Annotated in this window: 12 protein-coding genes; 7 read left to right on the top strand and 5 right to left on the bottom strand. The window is 72.9% G+C overall.

The features are described from left to right. Positions 1-103: 103 nt before the first annotated feature. Positions 104-736 carry an HNH endonuclease family protein gene (locus ACH34S_RS01165; RefSeq protein ID WP_395950449.1) on the top strand — a complete coding sequence of 211 codons (633 nt, stop codon included), beginning with the start codon at positions 104-106 and terminating at the stop codon, positions 734-736. Between the two features lie 102 nt (positions 737-838). Here ACH34S_RS01165 and ACH34S_RS01160 read toward each other — a convergent pair whose 3' ends face one another. Both ACH34S_RS01160 and ACH34S_RS01155 read right to left on the bottom strand, forming a co-directional pair. After that, entirely contained in the window at positions 839-1,702 is an 864-nt protein-coding gene (locus ACH34S_RS01160; RefSeq protein WP_395950448.1) for an NAD(P)H-binding protein, read from the bottom strand. Positions 1,703-1,751: 49 nt separating this feature from the next. Beyond that, on the bottom strand, positions 1,752-2,903 hold the full coding sequence (locus ACH34S_RS01155; RefSeq protein WP_395950447.1) for an FAD-dependent oxidoreductase: 1,152 nt from the start codon (positions 2,901-2,903) through the stop codon (positions 1,752-1,754). Between the two features lie 98 nt (positions 2,904-3,001). Between ACH34S_RS01155 and ACH34S_RS01150 the strand changes: the two genes are divergently transcribed. Both ACH34S_RS01150 and ACH34S_RS01145 read left to right on the top strand, forming a co-directional pair. After that, positions 3,002-3,475, top strand: a complete 474-nt coding sequence (locus ACH34S_RS01150) for a MarR family winged helix-turn-helix transcriptional regulator (protein ID WP_395950446.1) — start codon at positions 3,002-3,004, stop codon at positions 3,473-3,475. 97 nt (positions 3,476-3,572) lie between these two features. Continuing rightward, positions 3,573-5,159 carry a FadD3 family acyl-CoA ligase gene (locus ACH34S_RS01145; protein ID WP_395950445.1) on the top strand — a complete coding sequence of 529 codons (1,587 nt, stop codon included), beginning with the start codon at positions 3,573-3,575 and terminating at the stop codon, positions 5,157-5,159. 30 nt (positions 5,160-5,189) lie between these two features. On the opposite strand, the gene ACH34S_RS01140 is transcribed toward ACH34S_RS01145, so the two are convergent. After that, on the bottom strand, positions 5,190-6,095 hold the full coding sequence (locus tag ACH34S_RS01140; protein WP_395950444.1) for an acyl-CoA dehydrogenase family protein: 906 nt from the start codon (positions 6,093-6,095) through the stop codon (positions 5,190-5,192). Then, positions 6,092-7,216: an acyl-CoA dehydrogenase family protein gene (locus ACH34S_RS01135; protein WP_395950443.1), complete on the bottom strand. Its 1,125-nt coding sequence runs from the start codon at positions 7,214-7,216 to the stop codon at positions 6,092-6,094. The genes ACH34S_RS01140 and ACH34S_RS01135 overlap by 4 nt, the downstream gene beginning before the upstream one ends. A 387-nt stretch (positions 7,217-7,603) precedes the next feature. Between ACH34S_RS01135 and ACH34S_RS01130 the strand changes: the two genes are divergently transcribed. From ACH34S_RS01130 to ACH34S_RS01120, 3 genes are all read left to right on the top strand, one after another. After that, positions 7,604-9,229: a carboxylesterase/lipase family protein gene (locus ACH34S_RS01130; RefSeq protein WP_395950442.1), complete on the top strand. Its 1,626-nt coding sequence runs from the start codon at positions 7,604-7,606 to the stop codon at positions 9,227-9,229. A gap of 349 nt (positions 9,230-9,578) precedes the next feature. Beyond that, the gene (locus ACH34S_RS01125) at positions 9,579-10,070 is read left to right on the top strand and encodes a LytR/AlgR family response regulator transcription factor (RefSeq protein WP_395950441.1); all 492 of its coding nucleotides are present in this window, start codon (positions 9,579-9,581) and stop codon (positions 10,068-10,070) included. Between the two features lie 47 nt (positions 10,071-10,117). Next, positions 10,118-11,719: a PQQ-binding-like beta-propeller repeat protein gene (locus ACH34S_RS01120; protein ID WP_395950440.1), complete on the top strand. Its 1,602-nt coding sequence runs from the start codon at positions 10,118-10,120 to the stop codon at positions 11,717-11,719. 93 nt (positions 11,720-11,812) lie between these two features. Here ACH34S_RS01120 and ACH34S_RS01115 read toward each other — a convergent pair whose 3' ends face one another. Continuing rightward, positions 11,813-13,108 (bottom strand): phosphodiester glycosidase family protein, encoded by a 1,296-nt coding sequence (locus ACH34S_RS01115; protein ID WP_395950439.1) that lies wholly within the window; start codon positions 13,106-13,108, stop codon positions 11,813-11,815. A 194-nt stretch (positions 13,109-13,302) separates the two neighbouring features. On the opposite strand from ACH34S_RS01115, the gene ACH34S_RS01110 reads away from it, so the two are divergent. Continuing rightward, positions 13,303-15,531, top strand: a complete 2,229-nt coding sequence (locus ACH34S_RS01110) for a BTAD domain-containing putative transcriptional regulator (RefSeq protein ID WP_395950438.1) — start codon at positions 13,303-13,305, stop codon at positions 15,529-15,531. Positions 15,532-15,554: the final 23 nt, after the last annotated feature.

Here is a 15,554-nt window from a genome sequence, read left to right as displayed (position 1 = left end):
TTTAAGGCACTTACCGTGAAATGCCACGGTCGCTGTGCCGCCGTTCCGGCCCCCGCAGGAGCCTCCGGCCCTGGCCGGACACGGCTGCAGGAGGGCGACCCCCATGCGACGACCGTCCCTGTTCCTGCTGCTGCCCGCCATGCTCGGCGCGGCGCTGATCGGCGTCCTCGGGACGCCGGCGTCCGCGACACCGCCGAACATCCCGTCCGCGACCACGGCCGCGTCCCGGCTGGCCGAGCTCACCGTCGCCGCCGAGTCCCACCACAGCACCTACGACCGCGACCTGTTCCCGCACTGGATCACCATCTCCGGCGCGTGCAACACTCGCGAGACCGTCCTGAAGCGGGACGGCGCCGACGTCGTCACCGACTCCGCCTGCTACCCGTCGTCGGGCTCCTGGTACTCGCCCTACGACGGCGCCACCTGGACGCTCGCCTCCGACCTGGACGTCGACCACATGGTGCCGCTCGCCGAGGCGTGGGCCTCGGGCGCCTGGGCCTGGACGACGTCGCGCCGCCAGACCTACGCCAACGACCTCGGCGGCCCGGAGCTGTGGGCCGTCACCGACAACGTCAACCAGTCCAAGGGCGACCAGGACCCGGCCCAGTGGCAGCCGCCGCGCGCCGCCTTCCGCTGCACCTACGCCCGCGCCTGGATCCAGGTGAAGTGGTACTACGACCTCACCGTCGACAGCGCCGAGAAGGGCGCCCTGAACTCGATGCTCGGCACCTGCTGAACAAAGCTCGGCGCCTGCTGGACGAATCTCTGGCCCGCCGCCCCGCCGCCCCGCCGCCCGGTCGCCGGAGCGCGGGTGGCGGGCCAGGCAGGCCAGGGCAGGTCAGGCGCCGAAGTCGGCTCTGTGGTCGGCGGCCCATTGCGCGTAGGTGCGCGCGGGGTGTCCGGTGAGCCGCTGGACGGTGTCGTTGACCGGCGCGGGCTTCCCGACCGCCGCCGCCATCAGCCCGAACAGCGCGGCCAGGAACTCGGCGTCCATGAACTGGCTCATCTGCTCCAGCACCGGCTCGGGCGCGAGGTCCTCGACGGCCAGCGGGCGGCCCAGGGCCTCGCCCAGGATGCGCACCTGCTCGGCCTGGGTCAGCGACTCGGCGCCGGTCAGGTCGTACACCCGGCCCGCGTGCCCGTCGCCGCCATCACCGTCGCCGCCGCCCGTCAGGACCGCGGCGGCAGCCTCGGCGACGTCGCGCTCGTGGACGGCGCTGAACGCGGCCTCCGTGTACGGCGCGCGGATCACGTCGCCGCCCTGGAGCTGCATCGCGAACGTCAGCGAGTTGATCGCCGGGAAGAGCAGCCGCAGGAACGTCCACTCGAAACCGGCCTCCTCGATGGCCCGCTCGACGTCCCGGTGGTACCGGGCGATCACGTCGGGCTGCCGCTCGGCTCCCGCGACGACGGCCCCCGACGAGAGGAACACGACCCGCCGCACCCCGGCCCGCCGCATGGCCGTCAGCAGGTGCCCGGCGTCCATCCCGTACTGGAGCACGAGGAACGCGGCCTCGACCCCGTCCACCACGGCGGGCAGGGTCTCGGGCTTCGTCAGGTCTCCCTGGACCACCTCGACGCCCTCGGGCAGGCCGGCGCGCTCGGGCGCCCGGGTCAGCGCCCGCACCGGCGCACCCGACCTGACCAGCTCTTCCACCGTCTGGCGTCCGAAGTGCGCGGTGGCTCCGACAACGAGATACATGGTTCCCCCTCCGTTGAGCGATGCCTCCAGTTTAGCAGAACGGAATGCTCTATTCCACTTTCGCCGTGGTGCTGGGGTGCGGGGCGGGGGCGCTCAGGCGGTTGCTGAAGCGGGCGAGCATGGTGGTCTGGGACGTCTCCGGGAAGCGGCGGCCGATCATGGGCGGGATGCGCCAGTTGGCGGGGTTGCGCTTGGCCATCCGGGAGACCCTGGAGATCTGGGGGTAGCGGGTCCGCTCGTAGGTGCGCAGCCGCGTCGCGACGTCTTCGCCTTCCTTCGCCAGCTCGCGGCCTAGGACCCAGACGTCCTCAAGGGTCTGGTTGGCGCCCTGGCCGAGGGTGGGCGGCATGGTGTGGGCGGCGTCGCCGACCAGGGTGACGCGGCCCTCTCCCCACACGCGGCGGACCCGGTTCCAGTGGTGGCCGAAGAACTCGAGGTCGTCGTCGGTGGCGGCGGCGAGGACCTCGGGCACGGGGGACGCCCAGTGGCCGAACCGGTTCCTCAGCTCGGCGAGCGGGGAGGCGGGGCGCGGGTCGGCGGGGGACCAGCGCACGTCGAACCACCACTGGAGGCGGCCGTCCCCGGCGGGCATCAGCCCGCACGCGCCCTCCCGGCCGGTGATCATGTAGTGCCGGTGGGTGCCGGTGATCTCGATGTCGATCGGGCTGAGGCCCTGCCAGGTACCGAACGTCGCCGGCTGGACGGCGCCGTCGCCCCACAGGTGCCGCCGGACCACCGAGTGGTGGCCGTCTGCTCCGATCAGCAGGTCTCCGGTGGCGGACGACCCGTCGTCGAAGGTAGCGGTGACGCGGTCGCCGTCCTGGGAGATCCGCTCGCAGGTCATGCCGTAGGTGACGAGGTCGCCGGGCAGGCCGTCGGCGAGACGTTCCTGGACGTCGCGGCGGGCGATGGCCTTGGTCTCGAAGCCGAAGCGGGCGTTGGTGTGGGCGATGTCCTGGGTGGTGCGCAGGCGGCCGGTCGAGGTCAGGGCGTCGATCCTGTCGATGCGGTTGCCGGCGCCGTCCAGGCCGATGCCGAGGTCGTGCAGGACGGCGGTGCCGTTGCTCCACATCAGGATCGCCTTGCCGCCCGTCCGGGGGGCGGGCGCCTGCTCATAGACCCGGACCTGGTGACCGGCGGCCAGCAGCCCGCGTGCGACGGCCAGGCCCCCGATGCCAGCGCCGATGACGAGAATCTCCATGTCTCCTCCGGAATGAAGTATCTTCGATACGAAGATACATCGGGGCGGAGTATCCTGCGACGGTGGGTCGGCACGAGCGGGTAAGCGGTGGTCAGCAGGTGAGTGACGGGCGGCGGACGGTCGACGTCCAGCAGGGCGAGGACGTGTTCCGCGAGTTCGTGATCGCGGTGCTGCTGCACAACGAGGCGGTCGCCGACCGGCTCGGGCTGCAGCCGATCGACGTCGCCGCGGCGATCCTGCTGGAGATGCGCGGGCCGCTGGCGGTGGGCGCGATCTCCGCGGAGCTCGGGCTGCCCTCCGCCTCCACGACCCGGCTCGTCGACCGGCTGGAGAAGGCGGGCTACGTGCGGCGGGTGCGCGGCGCCCAGGACCGGCGGACGGTCACCGTCGAGCCGGTCGCGGGCGCCATGGCCGGCTACGAGGCCGCGTGCGAGCCGTCCCGGCGGCATCTGGACGAGGTCGGCGCCCACTACACGCCCGAGCAGGCGCCCCTGCTGCTCGACATGCTCGTCCGCATCGCCGGGGCCTACCGGACGTCCGCCAGGGAACTGCGCCGCGGCCCGGACGCCTGAGCCCGCCGTCCTCCCGCGCGTAACCGTCCTCCCGCGGGTACCGGTGAGCGGGATCCTTCTCGCCCGATCGGGACGGGCGCGCCCATGATGAAGGGTCATGGACGAGCTGACGATCCCCGGGGTGCTGGCGCGGGCTGCCGAGGAGTTTCCGGAGGCGGAGGCCGTCGTGGACGGCGACGTCCGGGTCACCTACGCGGAGCTGCGGGAACGCGCCCGGCAGGCGGCGGGCGCGTTCGTGGGCGCCGGTATCGAGCCCGGTGATCGCATCTCGATCTGGGCGCCGAACGGGCTGGCCTGGATCGTCACCGTGCTCGGCGCGATGGGCGCGGGCGCGACGCTCGTCCCGCTGAACACGCGCTTCAAGGGGGACGAGGCGCGGTGGCCGCTCGCCAAGGCAGAGGTGAAACTCCTCTTCGTGGAGGACGGGTTTCTCGGCATCGACTATCCCGGAACGCTCGGCCTGGACGAGTCGGGAGTCGCGCCTGGGCTTCCGGCGCTGGAGGCCGTTGTCACGTTCAACGGGGCGGCTCGGCCGGGCGTCATGTCGTGGGACGAGTTCGCCGGCAAGGCCGTCTCCCCGGCGGAGGCCGATGCGCGGGCGGCGGCCGTCCGGGCGTCCGGCATCGCCGATGTTCTCTTCACGTCCGGGACGACCGGGAAGCCCAAGGGCGTCATGTGCACGCACGAGCAGAACGTCCGCACCTACCAGGCGTGGACGGGACGGACAGGGGTCCGGGCCGGTGACCGGTACCTGATCGTCAACCCGATGTTCCATTCGTTCGGGTACAAGGCGGGCGTGCTCGCCTGCCTGCTGAAGGGCGCCACGATGGTGCTCCAGCGGACGTTCGACGTCCCGGAGACGCTGCGGCTGATCGAGCAGGAGAGGATCACCGTCCTGCCGGGGCCGCCGACGATCTACACCTCGCTGCTCGACGCCCCCGGCCGCGACGAGCACGACCTCTCCTCGCTGCGGCTGGCCGTGACGGGTGCGGCGGACGTGCCCGTGGCGCTGGTGCGGCGCATCCGCGCGGAGCTGTTCCCGCAGGTCGTGACCGCGTACGGGCTGACGGAGTCGTCCGGCACGGTGTCGGCGTGCTCGGTGGACGACGACGCCGAGACCATCGCCACCACCTGCGGCAGGCCCATCGCCGACGTCGAGGTCGCCATCGTCGACGGGAAGGGCGAGCCGGTTCCGGCGGGGACGGACGGCGAGGTGCTCGTCCGCGGCTACAACGTGATGAAGGGCTACCTGGGCGACCCGGACGCGACGGCGGCGACGATCCGCGCCGGCGGCTGGCTCGACACCGGCGACCGCGGGCGGCTGGACGAGCGCGGCAACCTCACCATCACCGGGCGGACGAAGGAGATGTTCGTCGTCGGCGGCTTCAACGTCTACCCGGCCGAGGTCGAGGACGTGCTCGCCCGCCATGACGCCGTCGCCGAATCGGGTGTCGCCGGCGTCCCCGACGCGCGCCTGGGGGAGGTGGGGCGCGCCTACGTCCGGCTCCGGCCCGGGCGCGCCGCCACGGCGGACGAGCTGATCGGGCACTGCCGGGAGCGGCTCGCGAACTTCAAGGTCCCGAGGGAGGTCGTCTTCGTGGACGACCTCCCGAAGACCGCCTCCGGCAAGATCCGCCGCGTCGAGCTCAAAGAGCAGCCCTCACTAGAGAGCAGCCCTCACTAGAGAGCAGCCCTCACTAGAGAGCAGCCCTGACTAAAGAGCAGCGATGACGCGTGCCCTGTGCTCGGGGACCGTGCCCCACGCCGAGTACAGGGTGCGCGCCTTGCGGATCCAGAGGGACGGGTCGTACTCGTCGGTGTAGCCGATCGCGCCGTGCACCTGGAGCGCGGTCTTGGCCGTCGCGTAGGACGCCTCGGACGCGGCGACCTTGGCGGCGGACACGTCCCGCGCGAAGTCCGGCGTCCCGTGCGACAGCGCCGCCCCGTAGACGAGCGGGCGCGCGAATTCGAGCTCCACCAGCGCGGTCGCCAGATGGTGCTTGACCGCCTGGTACTCGCCGATCGGGCGGCCGAACTGCCGGCGCGTCTTGGCGTAGGCGACCGACACGTCCAGCAGCGCCCGGCCCAGCCCGATCTGCTGCGCCGCGCACAGCAGCGCGCCGAGATCAGTGAAACCGGGGGAGCCGGCGGACGGGACGCGGAACAGGCGGCGCGCCGGGTCGAGTGACGTGACGGGCTCTCCGGGCTCGCAATCCGCGCCGTCCACGGTGAGGACCAGGTCGGCGGCGTCGGCGTCCAGCGCGTGCGGGACGGCCAGCGACACGATCGCCTCGCCTTCCGCGATCCGCGGCAGCCACGGCGACCCGTCCAGGAGGTCCGCGGCGGCGAGGGTCTCCACGTACGGGCCGGGGGCGGCGGCGCGGCCGAGTTCCTCGGCGGCCACGCACAGCTCGACCGGCAGCGGCCCGGCGCCGCCGGAGTCCTCCGGGACGGCGACCGCGAACACTCCGGCCTCGGCGACCGCCGACCACAGTGCCCGGCCGGGGCCCGTGTCCCCGGCCGCCCAGGCGCGGATCGTCTTCGGGGTCTCCGCTTCGGCGAGGAGGTCGCGCAGCGTGTCGCCGAACATGCGTTGCTCGGCGGAGAGGACGAACTTCACCGGGACCCCCTCGGCAGGCCGAGCAGCCGCTCGGCGATCACGTTGCGCTGGATCTCGTTGGTGCCCGCGTAGATCGGCCCGGCGAGCGCGAAGACGTAGTTCTCCAGCCACTCCGACTCCAGCTCGCCGTCCGGGCCGAGCAGGTCGAGGGCGGTCTCGTGCAGCGCGACGTCCAGCTCCGACCAGAAGACCTTGTTCAGGCTCGACTCGGAGCCGATGTCCTCGCTGCGCGAGATCGTCTCGAAGCCCTTGAGCCGGTAGGCCCGGGACCTGATCCAGGCGTCGGCGACCCGGTCCCGCAGCGCCGTGTCGGCCGGGTCCGCGTGCTCCTTCCACAGCTGGACGAGGCGTTCGGCCGCCGCCATGAAACGTCCGGGGCTGCGGAGGGTGAGGCCGCGCTCGTTCCCGGCGGTCGCCATCGCGACGCGCCAGCCGTCTCCCGGCGTGCCGATGACGTCCTCGTCCGGGACGAACACCCCGTCGAGGAACAGCTCGGCGAACGCGGGCTTGCCGTCGAGGCGCCCGATCGGGCGGACCGTCACGCCGTCCGCGTCCAGCGGGAACATCAGGTACGAGAGGCCGTGATGGCGCACCGCATTGGAGCGGAAAAGGCCGAAGCCACGGTCGGCGAACGCGGCCCGCGAGCTCCACGTCTTCTGCCCGTCGAGGAGCCAGCCGCCGTCCGTGCGGGTGGCGGTCGCGCGGAGTGCGGCGAGGTCGCTGCCCGCGCCCGGCTCCGACCAGGCCTGCGCCCAGATCACCTCGCCCGCGGCCATCGGCGGCAGGACGCGGGCGAGCTGCTCCGGTGTGCCGTGCTTGAGCAGCGTCGGGGCGAGGAGGTTGATGCCGTTCTGGCTGACGCGTCCCGGCGCGGCCGCCGCGTAGTACTCCTCCTCGAAGATCAGCCATTGCAGGACGGACGCGCCGCGCCCGCCGTACTCCTCCGGCCACGACACGACGCCGAGCCGGGCCCGGCCGAGCACCCGCTCCCAGTCCCGGTGCGCCGCGAAGCCGTCCGCGGTCTCCAGCGACGGCAGCGGCTCGGCCGGGACGTGCTCGCGCAGCCACGCCCGGACCTCGGCGCGGAACGCCTCGTCCGCCGCCCGGAACTCAAGATCCATGTGCCGCCGCCTCCCGCGCACCAAGCTTTCTAACAATTGTTTGGTAGATGGTAGACGCCCGCCCCGTGCCGCCGCGAGCCGCCCTCCCAGCGGGCGGGACCGGGCCGGACGGTGGGAGGGCGGGGCCGTCCGGCGGTGGGGTGGTACCGCTCGGCGAGTGGGCGGCACCGCTCATCGCGGGCGGCGCGAATTCGGCTGTTACGCCGGCTTATGGCCGACTTATCGTCCAGCCGCTGGGGGGACGGGACGGCCGGCGCCTGAATACCGCCTGCCGGGAGCCCGTCGAACTGTAGCCGACGGTAAAGGACGCCGAGCATGAAAATGCCGAGAATGGGGACCGGAAAAACGGCCTCTGGCACGAGGAGACCCGGCGGGAGAACGCCGGGTATGAAAATCAGCAAATGGATCGTCCCGGCCATCGGCGCGGCGGCCGTCGCGTTCGCTCCCGTGCTCCCCGCGGCGCAGGCGGCCGGCGCCGCGAACAACGGCTCCGCGAAAGCACTGGTATGTGCGGCCGGCACGACCGTCCAGACGGACAAGGGCCCGGTGTGCGGCGCGATAGCCGACGGTGTCAAGACGTGGCTCGGCGTTCCTTACGCGGCCCCGCCGCTGGGGAACCTGCGGTGGGCGCCGCCGCAGCCGGCCGCGGCGTGGACGAACACCCTTGAGGCTAACAACGCGGGCCCGACCTGCCCGCAGCCGCCGGGTCTCGGGCAGGGCTCGACGAACGAGGACTGCCTCCGGCTGAACGTCACCGCCCCCGAGCGGAGCGACGGCAAGCCGCTGCCGGTGATGGTGGAGTTCCACGGCGGCGGGTTCCGGTTCGGCGCGCCGTCCGACGGCAAGCACCTGGTGAAGAACGGCGGCGTGCTGCACGTCGGCGTCCGGTACCGGCTCAACATCTTCGGGTTCATGTCGGACAAGGCGTTCGGCGAGACCTCCGGCAACTACGCGTTCCGCGACCAGCAGGCCTCGCTGCGCTGGGTGCAGGCCAACATCGCGAAGTTCGGCGGCGACCCGGACAACGTGACCATCTACGGCGCGTCCGCGGGCGGGTCGAGCGTGTGCGCCAACAGCGTCTCGCCGACCGCGAAGGGGCTGTTCCACAAGGGCATCCCGCAGAGCGGCGAGTACAACTCGCGGCGCGGCAACGACGTCCAGTGGCAGCCGCAGGACTGCGCGGCCGACCTGCCGACCCGGGCGGAGGCACAGCAGGCCGCCGACCGCTTCGCGGCGGCCGTGGGCTGCGGGAACGCGGCCGACAGGGCCGCGTGCCTGCGCGCCGTGCCCGTCCAGCGGCTCCTTGACCAGACCGGCCGGGGCGTCGGCGCGGACGTCGGGACGCAGGGCCCGGTCGTGGACGGCGAGGTGCTGCCCATGTCGCCCGCTCAGGCGTTCGCCGAAGGGAAGGTCAACGACGTCACGCTGATGCACGGCGTCGACCGTGACGAGACGCAGCTCCCGTCCGCGAACACGCCCGCCGAGTACCAGGCGAACATCCGCCAGCAGTACGGCGACGCCGCCGACGAGGTCATGAAGCTGTACCCGCTGGCGCGGTTCCCGGACCCCTCGCCGTTCATCGCCTACCGGACGATCGTGGCCGACTCCAACTCCGTGTGCCCCGCGCTCATCAACGACCAGCGGATGGCCAAGCACATGAAGGTGTTCGCGTACCAGACCGACAACGCCGACGCCCCGCCGATGTTCTTCCTGGACCAGACGAAACCGAACGGCTCGTACCACATCAGCGAGAGCATCTTCCTCAGCCCGTTCGGCAACCCCACGCTGACGCCCAACCAGGTGTCCTTCGGCAAGCAGCTCACCGCCCAGTGGACGGGATTCGCCCGCACCGGGAACCCGACCGTGGACGGCACCCCGCTGTGGACGCCGTTCACCGAGTCCGACCAGGGTGTCATGTCGCTGGTGCCCGCCGGCGACAGCGAGATGACCAGGGAGATCGGAAGGCAGCATCACTGCGACTTCTGGAAGAAGTACATGCCGTTCGGTAAGTAATCGGATATCGGTAATCGGCTGACGGTATACTTCATCGACCAGGCGGATTGACGTGGAATGCCGCAGATTGTGCGCTACGTGCCAGATTTCGCAGCGGACTCTTGAACGCCTCCGGCCGCGCGGATTCCATGAGCGCATGCGAGCCACAGCGGTTCATTCTCGTCCGGTCCCATTCCAGGGCCGAACACCCCCGCCAAGTCTGATCGCGGCTCAGAGTCGAACCCAGTCTCAGAGTCGTACCGCGTCTCAAGAACTGGAACAGCCGCAGAAGCGTACGCGACAGCAGCCGCAGAGCCGTGCACAGCAGGGACGAACGCCGTCCCGCCCGACCGAGGATGAAGAACGCCTGGTGGTCGTGGTCGTCGTCAAGGACGCCGGCGCCGACGAGCTCATCCCGGTCGGGCTGGGACGCGCGGTCCATTTCGTCCGGCGGTCGGAGGTCCGGTACGCCGAGGCCCACGGCGACTACGCGCGCCTCTACACCGATGGCGGCAGCCATCTCGTCCGGGTCTCCCTGTCCGCCTTGGAGGAGGCGTGGCGGGACGCCGGATTCGTCCGCATCCACCGGTCACACCTGGTCTCGCTCGCGCACATCGACGAGATGGTCGTCGAGTCGGGACGGTGCACGCTCCGGGTCGGCGGCACGCCGCTGACCGTCAGCCGGCGCAACACGGGCGCGCTGCGCGACCGGCTGCTCAGAGGGGCCCTGCCCGGCCCCGCCCGGCGCTCCCAAGGCTCCCGCGGCGCCCAGAACTCCCGGGGCGCGCAAGGCTCCCGCGGTGGCCGCGGCACGCGCGGCGCCCGGAACCCCCGCGGCTCCCGGAACTCCCGGAGTTCCTGAGAGCCCTCCCCGCCAAAGCTCCCAATTTCCGAAGGGAAAAACCGAAGATGCGTCGCATAAGACGGGCGGCCGCACTGGCCGTCGCCGCCGGCCTGCTCGTGAGCGGGGCCGTCGCCTCCGGACCCGCCGCCGCGTCCGGGCAGCAGGCCCGGCCGAAGGCCCCCGCCTCGGACTGGCCGACCTGGACCAAGGACCTCCTCGGCAGCCGGCACGCCGGGGCGGAGACCGACATCACGCCGGAGAACGTCGGCGGGCTGAAGCTCAAGTGGGCGTTCGGGTACCCGCGCCAGGCGGGCGGCCCGCGCAGCCAGCCCGCCGTCATCGGCGACACGATCTACTTCGGCGGCCCGGACGGGATCTACCGCGCCGCCGACGCGAAGACCGGCGCGCTCAAGTGGCAGTTCAACCTGTCCACGGTCGGCACCGGCATGGCGCAGGTGCGCGACGGCGCGTCCGTCGCCGAGGGCAAGGTGTTCTTCGGCGACACCCGCGGCTACCTGTACGCCCTCGACCAGGCCACCGGGAAGCTCGCCTGGGCCGAGCGGATCGACGACTTCCCCGGCGCCACCCTGACCAGCTCGCCGATCGTCTTCGAGGGCCGCGTCTACGTCGGCACGTCGAGCGGCGAGAACCTCAACGGCAAGAACTACCCCTGCTGCCGGTTCCGGGGCCACGTCGACGCCCGCGACATCAAGACCGGCAAGCTCGACTGGCGCTTCTACACCGTCCCCGAGCCGAAGCAGGACGGCACCTGGCCGAACGGCCAGCCGCGCTACGGCCCGTCCGGCGCGGGCGTGTGGAGCTCGCCCACCATCGACCCGACGACCAAGACGCTCTACGTGGGCACCGGGCAGAACTACAGCGGCAGCGGCGGGCACTTCGACTCCGTCCTCGCGCTGAACACCGAGACGGGCGAGCCGCGCTGGACGCGCAAGATGACCGACGTCGACACCTGGCGCCGCGAATGCAACAGCCCGACGCCCGAGGACCAGCAGTACTGCCCCAACCTGAAGGACGGCACCGCGCTCGACTTCGACCTCGGCGCCACCGCGAACATCTTCACCGCGAACGGGCGGCGGCTCGTCGGCATCGGCCAGAAGGTCGGCGTCTACCACGTGCTGGACGCCGCCACCGGCGAGATCGTCTGGCAGCGCCAGCTGTCCGAGCCCATGCCGGGCGGCGGGCTCAGCGGCATCCAGTGGGGGTCGAGCTATGACGGCGAGCGCCTCTACGTCGCCACCTACATGGCGAACCCGGGCACGCTGTACGCGATCAACCCCGCCGACGGGCACATCATCTGGAAGACGCCGAACCCGTCCGACGGCTGCACGACCGGCGGCGCGGCGCAGTACCCGAACGTGTGCCGGCTCGGTCACCCGCCCGCGGTGACCACCTCGCCGGGGCTCGTCTGGGAGGGCAGCATGGACGGCAAGCTCCGCGCCTACTCGGCCGAGGACGGCAAGGTGCTGTGGAGCTTCGACACCATCGCCGACTTCCCGACCGTCAACGGCGGCACCGGCCGCGGCGGAGCGGTCGCGGCGGGAGGCGGCGCCGTCGTCGCCAACGGGATGGTCTACGTCGGGACCGGCGACATGTTCACCAACTACCCGAACGACAAGGGCCACGTGATGCTGGCCTTCGGCCGGTAACCACGCCGGCCGGCAGCTTCGGCCGCTTGCCTCGGGCGGCCGATCACGCGGGCGGGGACGACGCCCCTCGACGCCGTCCCCGCCCGCGCTCACTCAGTTCCGCGGGCCGGTCAGAAAGACGCCGATGCCGTTGGCGACGGCGCGCTCCCGGCCCTCCGACGGCTCGTTGCGCACGACCGCCTTCCCGCCGCTGCGCGTGACGAACGTGGACGAGCCGCCGCCGTCCAGGTTGACGGCGTCGTCCACGCCCGCCCCGTCCAGGAGCGAGGCGAGTTCGGCGACGGTCAGCCCGGCGCTGCGTGCCGACCGGCCGTCCGCGACGACGAGATACACGCGGCGGCCGTCGCGGCTCACGCCCGCCGCCGTGCGCGGGGCCGGGCCCTTGGGGTCGAGTCCTTTCAGCGGCTCGCCGTCCCGCAGGATGGGAAAGCCGCCGATGGCGAAACGGAACCTGCGGGGGCCCGTGAAGCGGTAGCCGATGCGCACCCGGTCGCCGACCCGCAGCCCGCGCAGCGCGGCCGCGCCGTCCTCCCGCCCGACGAGAACCGTCGTGCCCTGCGGGATGTCGCCCGCGCCGACCTCGTCCGCGACCTTCGTGACCACGCCCCGCCGGACGGTCACCTCGGCGGTCTTCGCGCTGCAGGGATCATTCCGCGCGGTGTCCGTCCCGCACACCGCGCGCCGCCGCGACACGCCGCCCCACGCGTCGGTGAACGCGCCCGCGCTCCCGACCGGCAGCGCGTACTGGTTGAGGCCGCGCAACGGGATCCGCGCCTTGCCCGCGCGGATGGTGCCGGTCAGGTGCAGGCGCCCGAGGTGCCCGCGCCGGTCGGTGCCGACGCCGATGACGTCCTCGGCCGACGTTCCCGGCGGCAGCGCCGGGCCGAACCGCTGCCCGTCCGGCACCGCGCCCTTCAGCGGGGCGCCGCCGTCCACCTCGGGGCCCGACGACGAACCGGTCGCCGCCACGCCCGGACGCGTCTCGCTGATGTTGAAGAAGTCGCCGTTGATCCCGGCCAGGGCGCGCTGCGCGTCCGCCATCGCCGAGACCGTCCGCCGCGCCGCGACGTCCGGCGGATGCAGCAGCCCCATCCGGACGCCGGGGGAGCGCAGATCCACGTCCAGCAGGTCGCCGCGCACCGGGCCGCCGACGCCGGTCGTCTCGAACGTCTTGAACACCACGCCGGGCGCGAGCCGGGTCACCGACGTGAACCGCGGCTTCCCGACGGTGCCGGACGACGGCCACAGGGCCGCCCGCGCGTCCGGCCGCTCACCCGACCCGGCACCGTCCACCTCCGGCGGCCCCGGCACCCCCGCTTGCACCGGGGCGGCCCCGACCCCGCCCACCAGCCCGGCGGTGACCAGCACGATCGTGAGTTTCCATGGCATCGGCTACGCCCCTCTCGGCGGAGAACAAGCTTGCTGATGATTACGCAGCCGCGGCGAAGAACCGGCGAGCCGAGCGCCAACAATCTCCGAAGATCACATGATCCGGGAGCGTGGATCTCCCCGTTTCCTGGACAACCCGGCACCGGGGATGGCATGAAGTAGGGCCATCTGGGCGGGGAGCGGAAGGGAAGCGCATGCACGAGGTCGTCTTCGCCGTGCTGGGGCCCGTGGAGGCGAGCGTCGGCGGCCGTGTCGTGGCGCTCGGCGGCGGGCGGCAGCGGGCGCTGCTCGTCCGGCTGCTGCTCGGCGCCGACCGGGTGGTGCCGGTCGACCGGCTGGTGGACGAGCTGTGGGGCGACCTCCCGCCCGCGTCGGCCCGCACCCAGGTGCACACGCTGGTACACCGGGTGCGCCGCGCGCTCGGCGAGGCGGGCGCGCTGATCGAGACGCGTCCGCCCGGGTACGTGCTGCGCCTCGGCCCGGCCCGCCTGGACCTGGCCGTTTTCACCGAACTGGTCGAGAACGCCCGGCGGGACGCCGCCGCGGGACGCGCGGAGCGGGCGGCGGGAACGTTCCGCGAGGCGCTCGCGCTGTGGCGGGGCCATCCGCTGGACGGGATCGACGCGGCGTTCGCCACCCGCGAGGCGGCGCGGCTGGAGGAGACGCATCTCGCGGTCCTGGAGGAATGCCTCGGCCTCGAACTCGCGCTCGGACGGCACGCCGCGGTCGTGGCGGAGCTGTCCGCGCTGGTCGCCGAGCATCCGCTGCGCGAGGAGCTGCGCGCCCGGCTGATGCTCGCCCTCTACCGGTGCGGGCGGCGGTCGGAGGCGCTGGAGGCGTACCGGGAGGGGCGGGCGCTGCTGGTCGAGGAGACGGGGCTGGAGCCCACGGCCGGGCTGCGCGCGCTCCACGAGGCCATCCTCCAGGGCGACGCCGCGCTGCGGCATCCGACGCCGGACCCGGCACCGTCGCGGCCCGGCGCCATAGAACTCGGGCCCGGTGCCGCAGCGTACGAGACCGGACCCGTTCCCGGCCCGCGACCCTCGCCCGCGCGGGTGCCGGGCGCGGGCGGCGTGGGCGGCGTGGGCATGCGGAGCCTCCGGGCTCGCGGGGCGATCCTCGTGCTGGCGCTCGCGATGCTGCCCGGCCTCGGCGGCGGCTCGGTGGGAGCGGACCCGTCCGGATCCCGCTCGTCGGCCGCGGGCGGAGGCACGCCGCTCGGGCAGGGACGGCAGCGGATCGGCGGGCCGGCCTGGGTGAGCTTCCCGCCCGCCGGCGTCCCGGCGGCGTTCTTCGGGACGACGGTCGGCAGCGGCAGCGGCGCCATGCCCGGGTTCCGGGTGGGCGCCGTCCGCTTCTGGGACAGCGGGACGCGCTGGTCCAACCTCCAGCCGCGGCGGGACGCGTTCGACTGGTCGGCGCTCGACCGGATGGTGGCCGGTGCGCGCCGGGCCGGGCTGCCGATGGCCTACACGATGGGGATGACCCCGGCGTGGGCGGCGCCCGGCGGCCCGCGGAGCGCGTACTCCGACGGTTCGAGGACGGCCCCGCCCGACGACCTGGCCGACTGGGACGCCTACGTCCGCGCCGTCGTCACCCGCTACCGCGGGCGGATCGAGGCGTACGAACTCTGGGACTACCCCAACACCCCGTACCACTACACCGGAGACGTGGCGACGCTCGTCGAGCTGACCCGCCGCGCGGCCGCGATCATCCGGGCGGTGGACCCGCGGGCCACGGTCGTCTGCCCGTCGTTCGGGGAGATGTGGAAGCCGGAGGGGCACCGGTATCTCATCCGCTTCGGCGAGCTGGGCGGCTTCCGGCCCTGCGACGCGATCGCCGTCAAGCTGCACCCCCGGCGCGGGGACGGGCGGCCCGAGGAGATGACCGAGCAGGCCGTGCTCATCTACAACGCGCTCCATCAGGTCGGCGTGCACCTGCCGATGTGGGCCACCGGCCCCGCCCACGACATCCCGACCGTCACGCCCCTCGGCGAGGACGACGCCAACAACTACGCGGTGCGCCACTACCTCGCCGGGCTGTACGCCCGCTACAACCGTATGTACTTCTACAGCTGGGGGCCGTCGAACCTGCCGCTCGTCCTGCAAGCGGAGGGCGGCCCGCCCACTCGCGCCGCGCTGTTCGTCCAGCGGCTCCAGCAGTGGCTGGCCGGCGCCCGGATCCGGTCCTGCGGGAAGGGCCCCGCGGTCGGGCTCCCCGCCGGCGCCTGGCAGTGCCGGTTCCTGCTCGCGGGGTCGGCGGAGGCCGCGGTGCGGTGGATGGCGGACGGCACGGCGCGGATGAGGGCCGAGCCGGACGCCCGCCGGGTGGACCACCTCGACGGCCGGACGGTCCCCGTCCGCGGCGGGCGGGAGCTGCGGATCACCGAGACTCCCGTGCTGATCCGATTCGGCCGGTCCTGACTCGCTGACCAGGGATGACAGGC

The organism is Actinomadura sp. 3N508 (genome assembly GCF_044326375.1).
Classification (GTDB): domain Bacteria; phylum Actinomycetota; class Actinomycetes; order Streptosporangiales; family Streptosporangiaceae; genus Spirillospora.
Note: the sequence above shows the minus strand (reverse complement) of the source record. Positions and strands in the feature narration are given on the sequence as shown.